We start from the raw sequence: 17834 nt of genomic DNA, 5'->3' as shown, positions 1-17834 counted from the left end.
GATTGTCGCGGACGGCGAGGCCGGCTTCGGTGGCGCGCTCAACGTCTACGAGCTGCAGAAGGCGATGAGCGCCGCGGATCGTCGCGGGCATTCCCGTATGCCTGTGTGCGCCTGGACAAGTCGATGAGGCCAAAGAGCGGGCCAACCGCATCCTGGGCGAGGCCGAAGTGTCGCCGAACTACCAGCGCCTGCTCGAACGCGGCGATGCCCGCGACGTCGGCGATCTGTGCGCGGCCGGCGACGAGAATGCCATCCTGGCGCGGATGCGGCGATTCGCCGACGCCGGAGTCACCGACCTGTCGGTGCGCCTGTTGCCGATCGGCGAGAACCGGGACGAGCTCGTCGCCTCCAAGCGCCGCACCCGCGAGATGATCGCCGCGCTCGCAACGGAGTTGCGGTGACGGCCAGCGGGCCGCTGGCGGGGATCCGGATCCTCGAAGTCGGCACCATGCTCGCCGGTCCCTATGCCACCATGCTGCTCGCCGACCTCGGCGCCGAGGTCACCAAGATCGAACCGAGCGGCGGCGAGATCTCCCGCGGCGTCGGGCCCACCTACTTCGCCAGCCTGAACCGCAACAAGTCCAGCCTCTGCTTAGACCTGAATTCCGAAGCGGGACAGCGACATTTGGGCGAGCTCGTGTCGCAGTCCCACGCGCTGCTGGTGAACCTGAAACCGTCGGCCATCCGCCGCCTGGGCCTCACCTACGAGGATCTGCGGCGGCACAACGAGCGGATCGTCTGCGTGGCGATCACCGGCTTCGGCCTGCACGGCGGCGACGATCCGGCCTTCGACTACGTGGTTCAGGCGGGCGTGGGGGCCGCCGCGCTGACCGGCGATCCCGAGGGCCCGCCGACGCTGCCGGGGTATTCGTCGGCCGACAACTCGACCGGAATGTGTGCGGCGCTCGGGCTGCTGGCCAAGATCATCTCCGGCACCGGCGGGCAAGTTGACGTGTCGCTGCGCGACGTGATGCTGTCGCAACTCAATTATCACGCCTCCGCCTACCTCAACGACGGTATCGAGCCGCAGCGACGGCCGCATGGAGCGCACTCGTATTACGTTCCGGCTCAGCTGTTTCCGACGTCAGACGGGTATCTGGCGCTGTTCATCACTCACGACGGCTTCTGGAAATCCTTCGCCGCGGAGGCGGGTATCGGCGGTTTCGAAACGATGGCCGAGCGGGTGGCCCGCCGTGACGAGGTGCTGGCCGTCGTCACGGCGATGCTGTCGACTGACTCCGCGGCCGGCTGGGAACGGCGGCTGCGACCCCTCGGAGTTCCCGCAGCGGCCGTCAGGACGCTTCCAGAAGCACTCGAGGCGACACCGGAAGTCGTCGTGACCGCGGGCGATTTCCGCCTCGTCGGGAGCCCGATCAACGTCGCGGGCTACGAACCCGAGTACCGCCCGCCGCCGGAACTCTAACCGGGGCCCGCCGAACGTGGCGGTGCAGTCACATTCGGCCTCCAGCGTGACTGCAGCGTCACGTTCGGCGTCGGTTAGGGAAGGTACTCGAGCAATCGCGGGATCGGCGCCGGGTCGAGCTGCAGCGCATCGGACATGTGCAGCTGACCGGCGTTGGCGACCATGTTGTCCAGGATGCCCTGCAGATCGTCACCCTCGAGTTCGTAGATGGCGACATACGGGCCCTCGCCGTTGACGGGACGCAGCCGGCGTGCCGCGACAATTCCGTCGAGCGCCAGCAGTTCGGGTATGTGAACTTCGTCGTACCAGGTGTTGTACTCGTCCTCACGATCGGGCGAACTGGGCACACTCTCGACGAGCATGATTCCCTTGGCCATCGTCGCCGCCTCTCCTGTGGCTACTCGTAGCGCACCGTGATCGAGTCCGTGTCCGGCACGCCCTGGCACGTCAGAATGTAGCCCTCGGCCACTTCGTCGTCTTCGAGCGCGTCGTTGACCCGCATGGTCGCGCGGCCCGCCTCGAGCTTGGCCATGCAGGTGCCGCAGTTGCCGGCTTCGCAGCTGAACGGCGGCTCCAGGCCGGCCCGTCGCGCGGTTTCCAGCAGAGTCTCGCCCGGGACCAGTGGTACCGACACTTTCTTGCGATCGAGATAGATCGTCACCGTGCCGGCCTCGGCGCCGTTTGAATCGGGATCTGACACAGTCTCCTCGATGATGTGGGCCGTCAGCATGGCCGCCCTCCATATTTGCATTCTTCAGTATAGAGAATACTATTCTCCCTAAGCGATAGGATCTTCTCAAGTCGTGCTGGACAGCTGGAAGGGACGAGACGTGACCGAGCCGGCCGCGCTCGTGTTCGAGGAACGGCGATTCACCCTGCCCCAGCTCGATGCGCTGGCCAACGGGCTGGCCCGGACCCTGGCCAAAAACAACGTCGCCGCGGGTCAGCGGGTTGCGCTCATGGCGTCCAATCGGCCGGAATTCGTTGCCGTCCTGCTTGCGATCTGGCGGCTTGGTGCCGCCGCGGTGCTGCTCAGCCCGGCGTGGAAGCGCCAGGAGGTCGACCACGCGCTGGCGCTGACCGACCCGGCCCACGCCGTCGGGGACCATCCGGTGCTGGCCGATTTGATGCCGATGTTGCACCTGGACGAACCCATTACCCCCGCAGAACCAACGCCCTCGTGTTCGCCGCCGCCGGACGGCGACGCGGTGCTTGTCTTCAGTTCGGGAACCACCGGGCTGCCGAAGGCGGTCCGGCACACTCACGCTTCGTTGAGTGTGGCCGTGCAGCACTGGCGCGACGCGCTGCAGCTGACACGGCGTGACCGCATTCAAATCGCCACGCCCCCTTCGCATATCCTCGGCCTGCTCAATATCCTGACGGCGCTGCAGATCCGCGCGTGGACGCGGCTGCATCGCCGATTCGACATCGACCAGATCCTGCGTCACATCGAAATCGACCGCATCACAATCGAGATGGCGGTCGCGCCCATCGCGCTGGCCATCGCCTCGCACCCAGACCTCGAGTCCTACGACCTGTCGTCGCTGCGCTTCATCATGTGGGGTGCGACGCCGGTCAGCGCCGACATCGCCGAAACGGTGACTCGACGTACCGGCGTCGGTTGGGTGCCGGCGTACGGCACCACGGAACTGCCCGTCATCGCGTGCAATCCGCTCGACGGGGCCCGACTGGATGCGGTCGGGCGCCCGGTGCCGGGCGTTGACCTGCGGGTGGTCTCGCTCGAGACCGGCCAACCGGTCAGCCCGGGCGAGGCCGGTGAAATCCAGGCGCGGTCGACGTCGCTGATGGCCGGGTACTTACCGGCCGAGGCGACCCAGGACGCGATATGCGACGGCTGGTACCGGACCGGGGATGTGGGCTGGCTCGACGCCGACGGTTGGCTGCGGATCACCGACCGCCTCAAAGAAATGATCAAGGTGCGCGGCTTTCAGGTCGCGCCGGCCGAAATCGAAACGGTGCTGCACGGCCATCCGGCCGTCAAAGACTGCGCGGTGTTCGGCGTTCCCGACGGGATCAACGGCGAGGCGGTTGTTGCCGCCGTCGCGGTGCATACCCGTGTTGACGCCGCGGATCTGATCGCCAGGGTGGATGAGAAGCTGGCGTCCTACAAGCACCTGAACCGGATCGTGTTCGTACCGGATATTCCTCGCCTGCCCTCGGGCAAGGTGTTGCGCCGAGTCCTAAAGGAGCGCTATGGATGTACGTCTGACAGCTGAACAGCAGCAATTGCGTGACGCCGCAGCCAAGCTGGCCGACGATCTGGGTCCCGGGGCGGTCAACGACCTGACCGACGAGGAGCGAATTGCACGGCTGGACAAGCAGGTTACGACGACGGGTTGGCGATCGCTGCGCTCCGATGGGGCCACCGGCGTCGAGGTGGCCATCGTCGCCGAGGAATTCGGGCGCCGACTGGTCGACGTGCCGTTTCTGGGTCCGGTGCTGGCCGACGATCTCGCCCGCCAGATCGATGCCGACGCCGCGGGCGTGACCATCGCCGTCGATGACCGGGTGATCGACGCGCGCGGCGCTCGACGAGCCCTGTTCCTTTCCGGCACCACGGTTTTGGGGACGGACGTGGGCGACGTTCGGACCGTGGCCGATTTGACCCGGGCCGAAGCGAGCGCGGTGGGATCGCCGGCGGTTCTCGGCGAGGTCTCCGCGGACGTTGCCACGCGATGGCGGGCACTCGCGCTGGTCACCACGACGGCGGACCTGGTGGGAATCGCCCGGGGCGCTCAGGCCGTCGCGGTCGACTACGCGAAAATCCGCGAACAATATGGCAAAGCGATCGGCTCTTACCAGGCAATCGCCCACCTGCTGGCCGAAAGCCTTGCGCTGATTGAAGGTTCGGTGAGCGTGTTGCGACATGCCGCGTGGGCGGTTGACGAACTGACGCCCGCCGAGGCCATTCGAGCCGCCCAGGTTGCGAAGGTCTATTGCGCGCGCGCCGCCCGAACGGTGTGCGAGACCGCCGTGCAGGTGCACGGCGGCATCGGCAATACGTGGGAGTGCGTGGTGCATGTCTATCTGCGGCGCGCGCTGACATCGACCGAGTTGTGGCCGGTAACGCTGAAGGAGATCGACCTTGGACTTTCGTGACTCAGCTCAGGAGGCCGCTTTCCGCGAGCGGCTGCGATCGTGGCTTTCGGCGCACGCCAAGGAGTTTTCCGGCTCGGGTGACGAGTATTGGGAGCGCATGGCCGACTGGCATCGGGCGTTGTACGACAATGGTTTTTTCGGCCTGTCCTGGCCGCACGACTATGGCGGGCAAGACCTGCCTGCGGTGTATGACGTGATTGTTGACGAAGAACTGGTGCGCGCCGGCGCTCCGCCGCGCCCCAGCGTGGGTTATCTGGTACACGGCATCGGCAGGCACGGCGGCGACGAACTGCGCAAGCGCTTTCTGCCCGGCATCATTAGCGGCACCGAGCGTTGGTGTCAGGGTTTCAGCGAGCCCGGCGCCGGTTCGGATCTGGCCTCGCTGACCACCACCGCAACCCGCGAGGGCGACAACTACGTAGTGCATGGACACAAGATCTGGACGAGCTACTCCGACGTCGCGGACTGGTGCCTGTTGCTGGCCCGCACCGACCCCGAGGCCAAGCGCCACCGGGGCCTTTCGGCGTTCGTCATCTCCATGAAACAGCCTGGCGTGCAACAGCGCCCGCTGCGCATGATGAACGGGGTCACCAACGAATTCGGTCAGGTGTTCTTCGACGGCGCGACCGTGCCGGCGGATCGGATGGTCGGCGCTCCCGGTGACGGCTGGGCGGTCGCCATGACCGTCGTCGGACACGAGCGCGAACCGTCCACGCTGGGTTATGCGGCCAGATACGGAAAACTTGTCCGAGAGCTGTTGGCGCGCAACGACGGTCCGATTTCCGAAGAGTTGGCGTGGGCGGCCGTCCAGTCGGAAATGCTGACCCATCACGTCCGGCGGCGGCTGTCGGAACAACTCGACGGGGTGTCGCACGGACCCGAGGGGTCGCTCGACAAGCTGCTGATGACCTGGGTTGAACAATCCGTCGGACATGCGGCACTGGCCGTCACCGGGACCCGCGATCCCGATCTCCTGGGCGCCTATTTGTACAGCCGGGCGCAGAGCGTCATGGGTGGGACATCACAGATACAGAAGAACATCATCGCTTCGCGAATCTTGGGATTGGGAGTCTGAATGTACGACATGCCAGCCGAAATCGACGTCCGTGCGGAAGGCGCGTTGCGGATCATCACCCTGAACCGGCCGGAGTCCCTCAACTCGGTCAACGACAACCTGCACGTCGGGCTCGCGCGGCTGTGGCAACGATTGACCGACGACCCCTCGGCCCGCGCGGCGGTGATCACCGGGGCCGGCAGGGCGTTTTCGGCCGGCGGAGATTTTTCGTATCTCAAGGATCTGTCGGGGGATGCCGAGCTGCGCGCCAAGACCATCCGCGATGGCCGCGAGATCGTGCTGGGCATGGCGCGGTGCCGAATCCCGGTGGTGGCGGCCGTAAATGGTCCGGCCGTCGGACTAGGCTGCAGCCTGGTCGCGCTCAGCGACATCGTATATATCGCCGAAGATGCCTACCTCGCCGACCCGCATGTGCAGGTCGGGCTGGTCGCGGCGGATGGGGGACCGCTGACCTGGCCGCTGCACATCAGCCTGCTGCTGGCCAAGGAGTACGCGTTGACCGGCACCCGCATCAGCGCGCAGCGGGCCGTCGAACTCGGTTTGGCCAACCACGTGGTGTCCGATCCGGTCGCGGAGGCAATCGGTTGCGCCAAAAAGATTTTGGAGTTGCCCCAGCAGGCGGTCGAGAGCACGAAGCGGGTGCTCAACATCCATCTGGAGCGCGCGGTCCTGGCCAGTCTGGACTATGCGCTGTCGGCCGAAAGCCAGTCCTTCGTAACCGAGGACTTCCGGTCGATCGTCACCAAGCTGGCGGCGGGCAAGAACTGACTCGCTGAGACCGCGATTCAGTCGTTATGCCGCAGGAACTCACGTATCACCTGATCGAACCGGTCCGGCTCCTCGATGAACGGCATGTGGGAGCTGGACTCGAATAACTCAAACCGCGAGCCCGGTATGCGCGCGTGCATCTCCCACATGTGTTCGGGCACGCATTCGTCGTACCTGCCCGCAAGGATAAGTGTCGGCGGCGAGATTTCGGCCAATCGGTCGAACACGTCCCAATCCCGAATGGTCCCGACGATGCGAAAGTTGCTCAGCCCGAACATGGTTCCGTAGACCTCGTTGTTCATAGTCCGGAACGAGGCTTCGAGCTCCGCCGGCCACGGACGAACGCGGCACAGATGCGTTTCGTTCCAGGTGCGGATTGCGGCCTGATATTCGGGCGCGTATGTCGTGCCAGCGGCTTCGTGCCGGTCGATGCTGGATTGTGTGGCCGGATCAAGCTCGGATTTCAAGCGCGCCACCATCTTCGAGAATTCGGGTATCGACGCGAAGCTGTTGGAGATCGTCAGACTCGCAGCCCCAGACGCGACGTCAAGCACGTACTGTTGGGCCAACATTCCGCCCCACGAATTGCCGAAGATGTGAAAGCGGTTCAGCCCCAGTGCCTGTACCACGGCATCCATCTCGGCGACCGAGCGTTCCATCGTCCAAAGCCTGCGGTCGGACGGGCGCTCGGACTTGCCACACCCGAGCTGATCCCAGAAGATGACTTCGCGCTCGTCGGCCAGACGTGCCAGCGAGCTCATGTAGGTGTGCGGCATACCCGGACCTCCATGAACCGCGAGCAGCGGATAACCCGCCCCGCCGCCAACCCGAGTGAACCAGACGTTCCCGCCCGGGACCGCGATCATTCCCTGAGTCATCCGTCCACCATCGCAAATCCGCGCGTTTCCCGCAGCCTGCCCACAAGTCCCGCCGCAGTCCTGGCAGGATAGGGCAATGACCAGCGTCGCTAACCCGGTTCCGCCGCAGGATCTTTCGGGGATCGTCGGCCACCGCTTCATCTACACCTATGCAAACGGGTGGCAGTACGAAATGTATGTCAAGAACGCCTCTACCATCGACTACCGCATCCACTCCGGGCATGTCGGAGGCCGTTGGGTCAAAGACCAGAAAGTCAACCTCGTCCAACTCGACGACGACAGTTTCAAAGTGTCCTGGAGCGAACCCACCGGCACTTGCGTGGCGGTTAACATCCTCCCCGCCAAACGCCGCATCCACGGCGTCATCTTCTTCCCGCAGTGGGTCCGCACGCATGGCGAGCGCACGGTCTGCTTCCAGAACGAACACCTGGATGAGATGCGCGCGTACCGCGACGACGGCCCGACCTACCCCATCTACGAAGTCCCGGAGTTCGCCTACATCACCTTGTTCGAAGACGTCGGAACCGACGACGAGACCGTCATCGACACCGGTCCCGAAAACCTGCCCCCGGGATGGTCCAACCGCACCAACTAGCCAGGCCACCAACGCCCTCCTTGCAACTCGGACTCTCAAAATGAGAGAATATGGTTCTCGCATGCTGCGCCGCTGAACTGGAGAAAACCGTGCCCGAAGCCGTCATCGTGTCCGCCCTGCGCACCCCGATCGGCACCGCGCGCAAGGGAACGCTGCGCGACACCAGCGCATTCGACCTCGCGCACCACATCGTCTCCGAGGCCGCTGCGGACCTCGATCCGGCGCAGGTCGATGACGTGATCCTGGGCGAGGGCCTCCATGGTGGCGGCGTGCTGGCTCGGCACGCGGCCATCACGAGCGGTCTGACCCAGGTGCCCGGTTTGGCCAACAACCGGCACTGCGCGGCGGGTCAGGCGGCGGTGCAGAGCGCGGCGGCGAGCGTGCGGGCCGGGATGGACCAGCTCGTCATCGCCGGCGGCGTGAACTCCGCGTCCACGTCGCCGCGGTCACGGATGGAGGTGGACGGCGAGTGGGTCGACTGGTTCCCGCCGACCCACCCCGACCGTCCCGATGCGCCCAACCTCGACATGTCGATCACGGTGGGGTGGAACGCCGCGGTGAAGGCGGGCGTAAGTCGCGAAGAGATGGATGCCTGGGCGCTGCGTTCCCACCGCAATGCCATCGCCGCGATCGACGAGGGCCGCTTCAAAGAGGAGATCGTTCCGATCGAGACGCCGCACGGGTTGTTTTCGGTCGATGAGCATCCCCGCCGTGACACCAGCATGGAGAAGCTGGCCGCGCTCAAGCCGCTGCATCCGGAGATCGAGGGCTTCTCGATCACCGCCGGGAATGCTTGCGGAGCCAACGACGGTGCCGCGGTGTTGACCATCGCGAGCGACCGGCTCGGGCTGCCCGCGCTGGCCACCGTGCGGTCCTGGGCGTCCGTGGGCGTCGACCCGGCGATCACGGGCTTGGCTCCGGTGGAAGCGATCCCGAAAGCCCTTGGCCGCGCGGGCCTTTCGAATTCGGCAGTGGATCTTTTCGAAATCAACGAAGCATTTGCGTCGATGTGTGTGGCCACCGTCAAGATTCTCGATCTCGACCCGGACAAGGTCAACGTCAGCGGCAGCGGCTGCTCGCTGGGACACCCCGTCGCGGCAACCGGGGCCAGGATGCTCGTCACGCTGGTGCACGAATTGCGCCGCCGCGGCGGGGGAATCGGCGTCGCGGCCATGTGCGCGGGCGGCGGGATGGGCTCGGCGACGGTCATCGAGGTCGCTGCGCCATAATGCGCAAATGACCATCGCCGACCTAATTACCGGTGCGCGCAACGGGTCTCCGCGGGCGGCGGGTCGGCTGCTGAGTCTGGTCGAGGGCGAGCGGCGCGACGAGGTGTTGGCGAGCATCGAGCCCTCGTCGGCATGCGCGGGCGCGATCATCGGCATCACCGGACCGCCGGGCGCGGGCAAGTCGACGACGATCGCGGCGCTGGTCGGCGCCTATCGCGAGCGTGGGTGCCGGGTGGCCGTATTGGCCGTGGACCCGACGTCGCCGTTCAGCGGCGGTGCGCTGCTGGGCGATCGAATTCGAATGGCCGCGCATATCAACGACTCCGATGTGCTGATTCGGTCGGTGGCAACGCGTGGGCACCTCGGGGGGCTGGCCGCCGCGGTTCCGGCCGCCATCCGCCTGCTGGGCGCGATTGGTTACGACGTGGTCATGCTCGAGACGGTGGGGGTGGGGCAGTCCGAGATCGAGATCGCCGCCGTCGCCGACCCAACCGTCGTCATCCTCAATCCCGGGGCGGGCGACGCGGTGCAGGCCGCCAAGGCGGGTGTGCTCGAGGTCGCCGACATCGTGGTGGTCAACAAGGCCGACCGTGACGGTGCCGAACAGACCGTGCGGGACCTGCGCGCCGAAACCAAGGCCCCGATCGTCAGCCTCGTTGCCGCCCAGGGTGAAGGCGTCGCTGACCTGGTCGCGGCAATCGACGACCATCGCCGCACCGATAGCCGCGACCGTCGGCTGGCCCGGGCGCGGGCGCAGATCCTCTCGCTGGCCCAAACACGGCTGCGCGGCCGGGCGGACCTCGACCAGCTCGCCGAGGCAGTGGTCGACGGCCACGACGATCCGTACACGGCGGCCGAAAAGCTGCTGGCCCCGAGCACTCTGCCCCCGGACTGAACGTCGCCGTGTCCCCCGATCGGGGGAATGGGCATTCATCACTATTGCGAACCGATCGGCGGAGGTGCGCCCAGCCCTGCCGACCTACGTTGAGTTTGTGTCTAAGAAGGCGGTCAAACGCCCAAACGATCGGTTAGGAGACCGGGACATGGCTCGCACCTCGAAGCTTTTGCCAAAACCGTCTGCGGCGCCTGTCGGTGGACAGCTGGAGCTGTACCGGCGGATGTGGGCCCTGCGTCTGCTCGACATGGCATTGGAAGAGTCACGCATCGACGGTCTGCTCAACGGACCGATGGTGGCCGCATTCGGTCAGGAAGCCGTGGCCGTGGGCGCTACCGCAGCGCTTCGACCGGGCGACATCATCAGCACCGCCATCCCGCATTTCCAACACGCACAGCAGATCGGTCTGTCGCTCCCGCTGGGCCCGGCCATCGCCGAAATATTCGCCCCGAGCCGGGAGATGGGCGGCGCGTCTAACGAAGACCCGTTCGCCGCCGAATGGAAGCTGATATTCGCTGGCTCAAGCCCGCTGAAGCAATCGGTCATGTTCGCCCTTGGCGATGCCTATGCGCAGCAAGTCGCCGGGGCAGGCAAGGTCACACTGTGTGTCATCGGCAATGAGGACTCGAACTCCGTCGAGTTCGAAACGGCCGCGCGCATAGCCGTGTCGTGGCGGCTTCCGGTGGTGTTCGTCGTCGAGGACGTTCGCACCGGATCGGGGGTGCGCCGCGGTGCACGCGGGAGCCACGGGATGCCCGTGCTCTTGGCCGACGGTAGAGACGTTGCGGCGGTGCATAAATCGGTCGCCCACGCGGTAGAACGAGCGAGCGCCGGCGGCGGCCCCACGCTTGTCAAAGCGGTGACCTACCGCACCAATCACCCCTCTGGCGTCGATCCTTTGGTTTTCGCCCGACGGCGGCTGATCGGTGCCGGCGTCAGCGACGATCACCTTTACGAGGTGGAACGACGGGCTCGCCAAATGATGGCGGAGGCCATGTCATCCGCGAACGAACTGTTGGGCGCGGAGGATCCGGCTTCGTGAGCGAGCGGCACCCGCGGTCGGCCGCTAGCTGAGCAGACCTTGTCGCATGGCTTCCGCCACGGCGGCTGCGCGATCGCCGACCCCGAGCTTTTCGTAGAGGCGTTGCACGTGGGTCTTGACCGTCGACGGGGCGACGTAGAGCTCCGCTGCGATAGCGGGAATGCTTTGGCCGCGGGCAATCCGATTGAGCACCTCGCGCTCTCGCGCGCTGAGGACGGGCGCCGTGGGTGCCGCGCGCTGGCGGATTTCCGCGGCGAGGCCCCCGACAAGTCCGGGCGCGACCACGTCGCGACCCTCCGCGCAATCGAGGACCGCCTTGACGATTTCGGCGCGGGTCGAGTCCTTCAGCAGGAAGCCGGCGGCCCCCTGCTGCAGTGCCTGAAACACGATCGCCGGCTCATCGTGTGCCGAGAGAAGCAACACGCGGGTCGGCAATTCCTGGCTTCGCACCGCCGCCGCTACCTCGGAGCCATCCATGCCGGGCATTCGGTAGTCGAGCAGCGCGACATCCGGGAGGTGCGTCTTGATCAATTCCAGTGCCGCCGATCCGTCATCGGCCTCGCCGACCACGTTCACCGAACCGCTCGAGGCCAGTGCGCGCACGACACCCTCGCGAAAGAGTGGGTGATCGTCACCAACGACCACACGCACTTCGGCGGGCGTAGCCGTGTCGGCCATGGCGATGAGTGTAACCGGTTACAGAAAGCATTCGTTCGCGATTTCGCATGCTCTGATGCGTTTTCGCGCGATTTGCCACGGGCGCTCCGGAGCTGGTGAGTACGGTGATCGGGTGGCGGTGGCCAGCGACGCAGAACTGAACCGGGTGCGCAAGCTTCACCAGTTGCGCTCCTATCGGCTCGCGTCGGTCCTTCGGATCGGCGTGGTGGGCTTGATGATCGCTGCGATGCTCAGCGACACGCGCCGGTCCGAATGGCCCCCGCAAACCGCGCTGATCATCGGGTACGGCTTGATGGCGCTGTGCGCGCTGACGCTGGCCTTCTCCGGCAGCCGACGATGGCTCGCACGCGGCCGGTTGGCCGGCGTCGGCCGCGTGGAGCCGTTTGCGTTCACCGTGATCGACGTGATCGTGCTGACCGTCTTCCAGGTGCTGTCCACCAACGGACTGCACCCGCTGCTCATCATGACGGCGTTGCCGATCCTCATCGGGCTCGACGTCTCCTCCCGGCGAGCGGCGGTGGTGTTGATCTTCTCGATGGTGGGGTTCGCGATCGCGGTGCTCGAGGACCCGGAAATGGTCGGCTCGATCGGCATCACCGAGGCCACGTTCCGGTTCCTGCTCTACGGGTTCCTTTGTGTCACAGCGTTTGTCGCCGTACGCGTCGAAGAGCGGCATACCCGGTCGGTGGCCGGGCTCAGCACACTACGCGAGGAACTGCTTGCCCAGACGATGACCGCCGCCGACGTCGAGCAGCGGCGAATCTCCGAATCCATTCACGACGGCCCGCTGCAGGACATCTTGGCGGTGCGCCAAGAGCTGGTCGAATTGGAGGCGGTACTGCCGGGCGATGACCGTGTTGCGCGCGCGATGGCTGGGCTGCAGGCCGCCTCGGACCGATTGCGGCAGGCGACGTTTGAGCTGCATCCAGCGGTCCTCGAGCAGGTCGGATTGGGTGCGGCGGTGCAGCAGCTAGCCGCGCACACCGCCCAGCGTTCCGGCATCGAGGTGTCGACGGACGTCGATTACCCGCTTCGCAACGCGGTCGACCCCATCGTCTTCGGGGTGGCGCGCGAGTTGCTGTCTAACTTGGTGCAACATTCTCAGGCCCGGAATGCTTCAGTCCGCCTCGGGATCAACGAAGGCAGCTGCGTTTTGGACGTGGTCGATGACGGCGTGGGCTTCACCGACGAGGCGATAGCGCGCCGCTTGGGCGAGGGACACATCGGGCTAGCCTCGCACCGGGCCCGGGTCGAAGCGGCGGGCGGAACATTCGTCTTTCTCGATGTTCCGGTGGGCACTCACGTATGCGTCGAACTGCCGCTGAAGCAGTAGCGCAATCGGCACCTGAGGCTAAGCGCCGACGCCGCCGACCCTTTCGATGCGGATCCTGGTAAGCAGCCCCGAGGGGGAATTCGGCGGCGGGAAATGCTCGCTGGATCCCAGCATGACCTCGGCCAGCTCGGCCAACAATTCGGGTGCGCCGCCCTCGACGATGCGGGCGGACCCGGTGACGGACAGATACGGTGTGGGCTGCCCGGGATGGGGCTCCTTGGAAAGGATCGTCAGAGCCACGCGGGGGTCGCGGCGGATGTTGCGGGTCTTTCGATACTCGCGCAGATGCGCGCTGACTAGCTCGTCGCCGTCGGGCGTGGATTGGAGCGCGACCCACACGACCGAGACATGGGGGCTGCCGTCGGGGTTGATCGTAACCAGGGTGGCGTCTGCGCCGTCGCCGAGAAATTTGCGCGTGGCGTCATCGAGTTTCATTCTGTGCCTTTCACTTTGGCTTCACTTTGGCGCTAGCGGATAGGTCGATCCATTTCAGCGCCCACCGATTGATGTCGAGCAGGATGTCACCGAGCTCGACGCCCTTCTCCGTCAACCGGTATTCGACGCGCGCGGGACGGCCGTCGGCGAGAAACCGTTCGACCAAGCCCTCGTCCTCAAGGTCCTTCAGTCGCTGGGACAGCAGCTTGTCGGTCATATCGGGGATAGCCGTGGCTAGCTCGCCGAACCTCTTGGGGCCGGTGACCAGGGCGCGCAGCACGATCGGCGCCCAGCGGCGGGTCAGCATGTCGCCGGCTGCGGCGTAGTACGGGCAATAGGGGAGCCACGCCCTGGGTTCGCGGCTGTGGCCCATGTCTCACCCGCTTCCTATCCAATAGATAGCTCGCTATTCTGCAGATAGTAACATGCCCGCTGGCGATACATCTCGACACGAGGCGCAATCCAGCGCCTCGAGGGGCGTCCGCGAAAGCTGCGTGAGGCCAACGCTTTTGCTGTACGAAAGGTAGGGTTTCGATGCCGACGCTCGACCGCCACGACGACGTCTTCGTCCTCGACCTCGGCGATGGTGAGAACCGGTTCCACCCCGACTGGATCTCCTCCGTCGACGCGGGGCTGGAAGAGGTGGAGAAGGCCGACGGCCCCCGGGCCCTCGTTACCGCTGCCACCGGCAAGTTCTATTCCAACGGCCTGGACCTGGACTGGCTTGCCGCCCACGCCGACCAGCACAAGGACTACGTCGTTTCCGTTCAGCAACTTTTTGCGCGAGTGCTGTCGCTACCCGTGATCACCGTGGCCGCGGTGCAGGGACACGCCTTCGCCGCGGGCGCGATGTTCACCCTGGCGCACGACTTTCGCGTCATGCGCGCCGACCGCGGCTTCTGGTGTTTGCCCGAGGTGGACATCAACATCCCGTTCACACCCGGCATGGCCGCGCTCATTCAGGCCCGGTTGACGCCGCAAACCGCGCACGAGGCGATGGTCAGCGGACACCGCTACGGCGGCACGGACGCCGAAGCGGCCAGCATCGTCGACCACGCGGTGGCAGAGGATGCGGTGCGCGCCAAGGCCATTGAACTCGCCGGCGCGCAGGCGAACAAGGCCGGTGACACTTTGGGCGTCATCAAGGCCCGCATGTACGCCCCGGCCCTGGGCGTCCTGCGCGACACCACCACCCCGTTGGGCTGACGCTGGCATCAACACCGAGGAGAACAACCGTGACCACCGATATCGGCGCCATGACCGGCCTGGAACTGATGCGCTGGGTGCAAAGCGAACGACCCACCGACATACCGTGGATCGGCCGCCTGCTCGGCCTGCGGTTTGACGAGCTCGATCACGGACGTGTCGTGATGTCGCTCGATACCCGTCCCGACTTCGCCAACCCCCTTGGCACCGTCCACGGCGGGATCGCCGCTACCCTCCTCGACTCGGTAATGGGCTGCGCGGTCCACACCACCCTGCCCGCCGGCGTCAGCTATACCACCCTGGAAATCAAGGTCAACTACATCCGTGCCGCCAGCACCGATGGCCAAACCCTCACCGCCACAGGCACCGTCGTCCATTCGGGCCGCCGCACCGCGACGGCTGAGGGCCGGGTGGTCGACCAAGACGGCAAGCTCGTCGCCCACGCCACCACCACGTGCATCGTCCTGCCCGCGGCCTAATCCGCACGGGAATCGTTGTGCCGCTGCAGATATCCGGTGAGCAGAACGACGATTTCATCTTCGAGCTGCTGGAAGTCGACGGGGCTCGGCGAGGCGACGAGCCGGTGAACGAGCGATTCGATCGTCGCCACAACGATTTGGGCGTTGAGTCTGCTGGCGCGCACGTTCGGCTGCTGCTCGAGTAGTCGGGTAGTCCCATCCACCATCAGCTGCTCCAAGTCGTGCAGCCGGGCAAGGAACTCCGGTGCACGAGGGGCCTCTTCGAACAGCACGCGATGCAGGCGCGGATTGTCGCGGTGGTTGTCGATGGTCGCGCGCACAAATAGCCGCAGCGCATCGTCGAGCCGTTGCGGCATACCACCGGCCAACCGCTCACCGAGCAATCTGGCGCCGGCATCGATGTGCGAGTCCATCAATGCTCGCAGCACGGCGTCTTTGTTCGGAAAGTATTGGTACAGCGAGCCGATCGAGATCCCGGCGCAGTCGGCGATTCGATTGGTGGTGCCGGCGGTGTAGCCGTGGTCGGCGAAAACGCGAGCCGCAGCATCCAGAATCCGTTGCCTGGTCTGGGCGGCCCGCTCCTGTTTGGGCTGCTTACGCTCCCTAAATCGGTCCGTTGGCGCGATCGCGGATCTCCTGGGAAATGCGAGTAGTCAACCGGAGCTTTCACCAGCAGAATTAGGGTACCCTAACTACGGCCGAAGGAGTACCGGTGCGAACCGTCCACGTCGAAACAATCCTGCCGACCGACGCCGACAGGGTGTGGTCGGCGATGCTGTCCCCGGTCACCTTCCTATACGTCTGTAGGGGCCTCCTCGGCTTTCCGGCGCTGGCGGGACGCTCGGAGGTACTGCGCACCGGCGAGCGCGGAACCGGATGGTTGTTCGCATTCCATGTGATACCGGCCTACCGGCACACCATCGAAATCGTGGAGGTGGACCAGGCGAGCAGAACGGTGCGTACCCACGAGAACGGCGGACTCCTCAAGGCGTGGAACCACACGCTGCATGTCGAACCGATCGATGAACATTCGAGTCGGTACAGCGACACCGTCGACATCGAGGCCGGAATTGCGACCGCGTTCGTCGCCGCGCTCGCGAAGGGGATTTACCGCTACCGGCACCGGCGCTGGCGCAAACTCGTGCGCAAGCACATGTTGCCGGAAGGACCCTCGTACGCGAGGTAGCTGGCGCGGCGTCAGTCGAAGGTGGTGGGTAGGCCTGGATTCAGCCAGTGGGTGTGCATGAGGCGTAGCTGGGCATCGAGTATTCGTGATGTGGACAGTGGGGGCAGCTCGTCCAGAGCGAACCAGTCGATCGCTGTTGTTTCGGTCGGATCGGGCGGAACTCGGGACTGTTCGCTGCACAGGAAAAACAGCTTGTAGACGTGAAATGGGAGATGCGGCCGATGGCCTTGCTTGTCGCGGTCCAACACCGCGACAAGCTTCTCCACACTGACCTTCACGCCGGCTTCTTCCTGCACCTCCCTGACGACGGCCTCCGCGGGGGTCTCCAAAACGTCGCACCAGCCGCCTGGCAAGGTCCAGCGCCCGTCTGAGCGTTCCTGTACTAGGAGCACCTCGCCGTTCGAGTCAAAGACACCGGCTCGCACATCGACCTTTGGCGTCATGTAACCGGCGTCGAGGGCAACGATCGCACGCAGTTGCTCAATCCCGCCCTCACTCACCAGGCCCATCAGCGCTTCGGCGCACCCACGCACTTGCTCGTAGCGTTGTCTGTCGTACGGGTCATGGGCGAAGGCGAGCCCGTTCTGTGCCAGCGCGAGCAGAGATAGCGCCTGTCGGCGAATCAGATCGGCGGCATCTCTAGTGGGCGAAGTCATGTTGTCCAGTTTCCACATCTCCCAACGAAATTGCCGACGAACCTTAATTGGGGTCGCTGATCAAGAGGCGGTATCCGGCGTCGAGTTGCTCTTGCTCGAGTAGGTCGACGTGTCGTGCGCGCCATTCCCCGGAGCGCAGGTCATCCGCGAGGCGAGTGAGTCCGTCAGCCAGAGCAGAGTCACCCGCGTAGGCCAACATAGATATGCCGGCGCGGACGGTCGGGTCAAGGTAGGCCTCTGGGCGTCGCCAATAGGCGGCGCCGAACCCATCGGTGCAATCATGCGGCACCGGAACTATCTGCACTTCTGCGCCTCCTAACAGCTCCACAAGTTGATCGACTGGTACGTACAGCGCATCGTTGATCCGGGCCGCCTCGGGGAGGTATTCACGCAGCAACCAGAAGTTCTGGATCGCTGTTTGATCCCAGGTCAGGATTACTATCCGGCGACGTGTGACTCGACCCAATTCACCAATCCCCGCGGCGACGTCGCTCCAGTGGTGCACGGTCAGAATGGCCATCGCTGCGTCAGCGCACTTGTCGCGCAATGGCAAAGCCTCCGCGACGGCCCGCACGCAGGGCGCCGACCCCGGTGGCCGCTGAGCGATCATCACCGTGCTTGGCTCGACGGCGGCAATGGTCTGGGCCGGTTCATAGGAGCCAGCACCGGCCCCGACGTCGACGACAGTTCTCATTGCGGACAGCGCCGCGTGAACTTGGGTGGCAATCCGCGGATCAGGTCGTCGCGTCGCGACATAGCTAGCGCCGATCCGGTCATAGGCAACCATCGATTCAGGATGACGCACGCTGAATCCGCTGTGCCATGTCCCCCGTGAA

At 65.4% G+C, this 17834-nt stretch carries 22 protein-coding genes and 2 pseudogenes; 15 read left to right on the top strand and 9 right to left on the bottom strand.

Annotated features, from left to right (window positions below):
- From A5745_RS25145 to A5745_RS21085, 3 genes and pseudogenes are all read left to right on the top strand, one after another.
- A pseudogene (locus A5745_RS25145) lies at nt 1-88 on the top strand (hypothetical protein); the annotation flags it as partial.
- Nucleotides 69-401 (top strand): annotated as a pseudogene (locus A5745_RS21090) (LLM class F420-dependent oxidoreductase); the annotation flags it as partial. The pseudogenes A5745_RS25145 and A5745_RS21090, both read left to right, overlap by 20 nt.
- A complete protein-coding gene (locus A5745_RS21085) occupies nt 398-1423 on the top strand; it encodes a CaiB/BaiF CoA-transferase family protein (RefSeq protein ID WP_076118646.1) in 1026 nt (341 codons plus the stop codon). The pseudogene A5745_RS21090 and the gene A5745_RS21085, both read left to right, overlap by 4 nt.
- Before the next feature lie 74 nt (nt 1424-1497).
- Here the strand turns inward: A5745_RS21085 and A5745_RS21080 are convergent, their stop codons facing one another.
- Nucleotides 1498-1800 (bottom strand): DUF4286 family protein, encoded by a 303-nt coding sequence (locus A5745_RS21080; RefSeq protein WP_076118643.1) that lies wholly within the window; start codon nt 1798-1800, stop codon nt 1498-1500.
- 20 nt (nt 1801-1820) lie between these two features.
- Nucleotides 1821-2153 (bottom strand): 2Fe-2S iron-sulfur cluster-binding protein, encoded by a 333-nt coding sequence (locus A5745_RS21075; RefSeq protein WP_076118641.1) that lies wholly within the window; start codon nt 2151-2153, stop codon nt 1821-1823.
- Between the two features lie 100 nt (nt 2154-2253).
- Here A5745_RS21075 and A5745_RS21070 point away from each other — a divergent pair, with 100 nt between their 5' ends.
- Genes A5745_RS21070 through A5745_RS21055 form a run of 4 tightly spaced genes read left to right on the top strand, consistent with a single transcriptional unit; the run spans nt 2254 to nt 6386 of the window.
- Entirely contained in the window at nt 2254-3660 is a 1407-nt protein-coding gene (locus A5745_RS21070) for a class I adenylate-forming enzyme family protein (RefSeq protein WP_076118659.1), read from the top strand.
- On the top strand, nt 3638-4543 hold the full coding sequence (locus A5745_RS21065) for an acyl-CoA dehydrogenase family protein (protein ID WP_076118639.1): 906 nt from the start codon (nt 3638-3640) through the stop codon (nt 4541-4543). The genes A5745_RS21070 and A5745_RS21065 overlap by 23 nt, the downstream gene beginning before the upstream one ends.
- The gene (locus A5745_RS21060) at nt 4530-5618 is read left to right on the top strand and encodes an acyl-CoA dehydrogenase family protein (protein WP_076118637.1); all 1089 of its coding nucleotides are present in this window, start codon (nt 4530-4532) and stop codon (nt 5616-5618) included. Before A5745_RS21065 ends, A5745_RS21060 begins: the two co-directional genes overlap by 14 nt.
- Nucleotides 5619-6386 (top strand): enoyl-CoA hydratase/isomerase family protein, encoded by a 768-nt coding sequence (locus A5745_RS21055; RefSeq protein WP_076118634.1) that lies wholly within the window; start codon nt 5619-5621, stop codon nt 6384-6386.
- A 17-nt stretch (nt 6387-6403) separates the two neighbouring features.
- Here A5745_RS21055 and A5745_RS21050 read toward each other — a convergent pair whose 3' ends face one another.
- Entirely contained in the window at nt 6404-7252 is an 849-nt protein-coding gene (locus A5745_RS21050; protein WP_083663008.1) for a proline iminopeptidase-family hydrolase, read from the bottom strand.
- Nucleotides 7253-7340: 88 nt separating this feature from the next.
- Here A5745_RS21050 and A5745_RS21045 point away from each other — a divergent pair, with 88 nt between their 5' ends.
- The 4 genes from A5745_RS21045 to A5745_RS21030 all read left to right on the top strand — a co-directional run bounded on the left by A5745_RS21045 (nt 7341) and on the right by A5745_RS21030 (nt 11025).
- The gene (locus tag A5745_RS21045) at nt 7341-7859 is read left to right on the top strand and encodes a phenolic acid decarboxylase (protein WP_076058923.1); all 519 of its coding nucleotides are present in this window, start codon (nt 7341-7343) and stop codon (nt 7857-7859) included.
- A gap of 89 nt (nt 7860-7948) precedes the next feature.
- Nucleotides 7949-9088 carry a thiolase family protein gene (locus A5745_RS21040; protein ID WP_076118657.1) on the top strand — a complete coding sequence of 380 codons (1140 nt, stop codon included), beginning with the start codon at nt 7949-7951 and terminating at the stop codon, nt 9086-9088.
- Between the two features lie 7 nt (nt 9089-9095).
- Entirely contained in the window at nt 9096-9983 is an 888-nt protein-coding gene (gene meaB, locus A5745_RS21035) for a methylmalonyl Co-A mutase-associated GTPase MeaB (RefSeq protein ID WP_076118629.1), read from the top strand.
- Between the two features lie 64 nt (nt 9984-10047).
- The gene (locus A5745_RS21030) at nt 10048-11025 is read left to right on the top strand and encodes a thiamine pyrophosphate-dependent enzyme (RefSeq protein ID WP_254848630.1); all 978 of its coding nucleotides are present in this window, start codon (nt 10048-10050) and stop codon (nt 11023-11025) included.
- Between the two features lie 24 nt (nt 11026-11049).
- Here A5745_RS21030 and A5745_RS21025 read toward each other — a convergent pair whose 3' ends face one another.
- A complete protein-coding gene (locus A5745_RS21025; protein ID WP_076058928.1) occupies nt 11050-11703 on the bottom strand; it encodes a response regulator transcription factor in 654 nt (217 codons plus the stop codon).
- 112 nt (nt 11704-11815) lie between these two features.
- Between A5745_RS21025 and A5745_RS21020 the strand changes: the two genes are divergently transcribed.
- Nucleotides 11816-13036, top strand: coding sequence for a sensor histidine kinase (locus A5745_RS21020; protein ID WP_076059132.1), 1221 nt, complete (start codon nt 11816-11818; stop codon nt 13034-13036).
- Nucleotides 13037-13054: 18 nt separating this feature from the next.
- Here A5745_RS21020 and A5745_RS21015 read toward each other — a convergent pair whose 3' ends face one another.
- On the bottom strand, nt 13055-13471 hold the full coding sequence (locus tag A5745_RS21015) for a PPOX class F420-dependent oxidoreductase (protein ID WP_076118625.1): 417 nt from the start codon (nt 13469-13471) through the stop codon (nt 13055-13057).
- A 10-nt stretch (nt 13472-13481) separates the two neighbouring features.
- A complete protein-coding gene (locus tag A5745_RS21010) occupies nt 13482-13844 on the bottom strand; it encodes a helix-turn-helix domain-containing protein (protein WP_076118623.1) in 363 nt (120 codons plus the stop codon).
- 161 nt (nt 13845-14005) lie between these two features.
- Here A5745_RS21010 and A5745_RS21005 point away from each other — a divergent pair, with 161 nt between their 5' ends.
- Together A5745_RS21005 and A5745_RS21000 are read left to right on the top strand one after the other, a co-directional pair.
- The gene (locus tag A5745_RS21005) at nt 14006-14677 is read left to right on the top strand and encodes an enoyl-CoA hydratase-related protein (protein WP_076118621.1); all 672 of its coding nucleotides are present in this window, start codon (nt 14006-14008) and stop codon (nt 14675-14677) included.
- A 50-nt stretch (nt 14678-14727) separates the two neighbouring features.
- The gene (locus A5745_RS21000; RefSeq protein ID WP_076059134.1) at nt 14728-15156 is read left to right on the top strand and encodes a PaaI family thioesterase; all 429 of its coding nucleotides are present in this window, start codon (nt 14728-14730) and stop codon (nt 15154-15156) included.
- Here A5745_RS21000 and A5745_RS20995 read toward each other — a convergent pair.
- Entirely contained in the window at nt 15153-15782 is a 630-nt protein-coding gene (locus A5745_RS20995; RefSeq protein ID WP_076118619.1) for a TetR/AcrR family transcriptional regulator, read from the bottom strand. The two genes, A5745_RS21000 and A5745_RS20995, sit on opposite strands and share 4 nt — an antisense overlap.
- Before the next feature lie 86 nt (nt 15783-15868).
- On the opposite strand from A5745_RS20995, the gene A5745_RS20990 reads away from it, so the two are divergent.
- On the top strand, nt 15869-16342 hold the full coding sequence (locus tag A5745_RS20990; protein WP_076118616.1) for a hypothetical protein: 474 nt from the start codon (nt 15869-15871) through the stop codon (nt 16340-16342).
- Nucleotides 16343-16353: 11 nt separating this feature from the next.
- Here the strand turns inward: A5745_RS20990 and A5745_RS20985 are convergent, their stop codons facing one another.
- The gene (locus A5745_RS20985; protein WP_076118656.1) at nt 16354-16998 is read right to left on the bottom strand and encodes an NUDIX hydrolase; all 645 of its coding nucleotides are present in this window, start codon (nt 16996-16998) and stop codon (nt 16354-16356) included.
- A 43-nt stretch (nt 16999-17041) separates the two neighbouring features.
- Complete coding sequence (locus A5745_RS20980) at nt 17042-17785, bottom strand: class I SAM-dependent methyltransferase (protein WP_076118614.1); 744 nt, start codon at nt 17783-17785, stop codon at nt 17042-17044.
- Between the last annotated feature and the right edge of the window lie 49 nt (nt 17786-17834).

The sequence above is a fragment of the Mycobacterium sp. IS-2888 genome, from assembly GCF_001954215.1.
In the GTDB taxonomy this organism is placed as follows: domain Bacteria; phylum Actinomycetota; class Actinomycetes; order Mycobacteriales; family Mycobacteriaceae; genus Mycobacterium.
The sequence above is the reverse complement of the archived record's forward strand: the minus strand, read 5'-3'. Positions and strand labels throughout refer to the sequence as shown.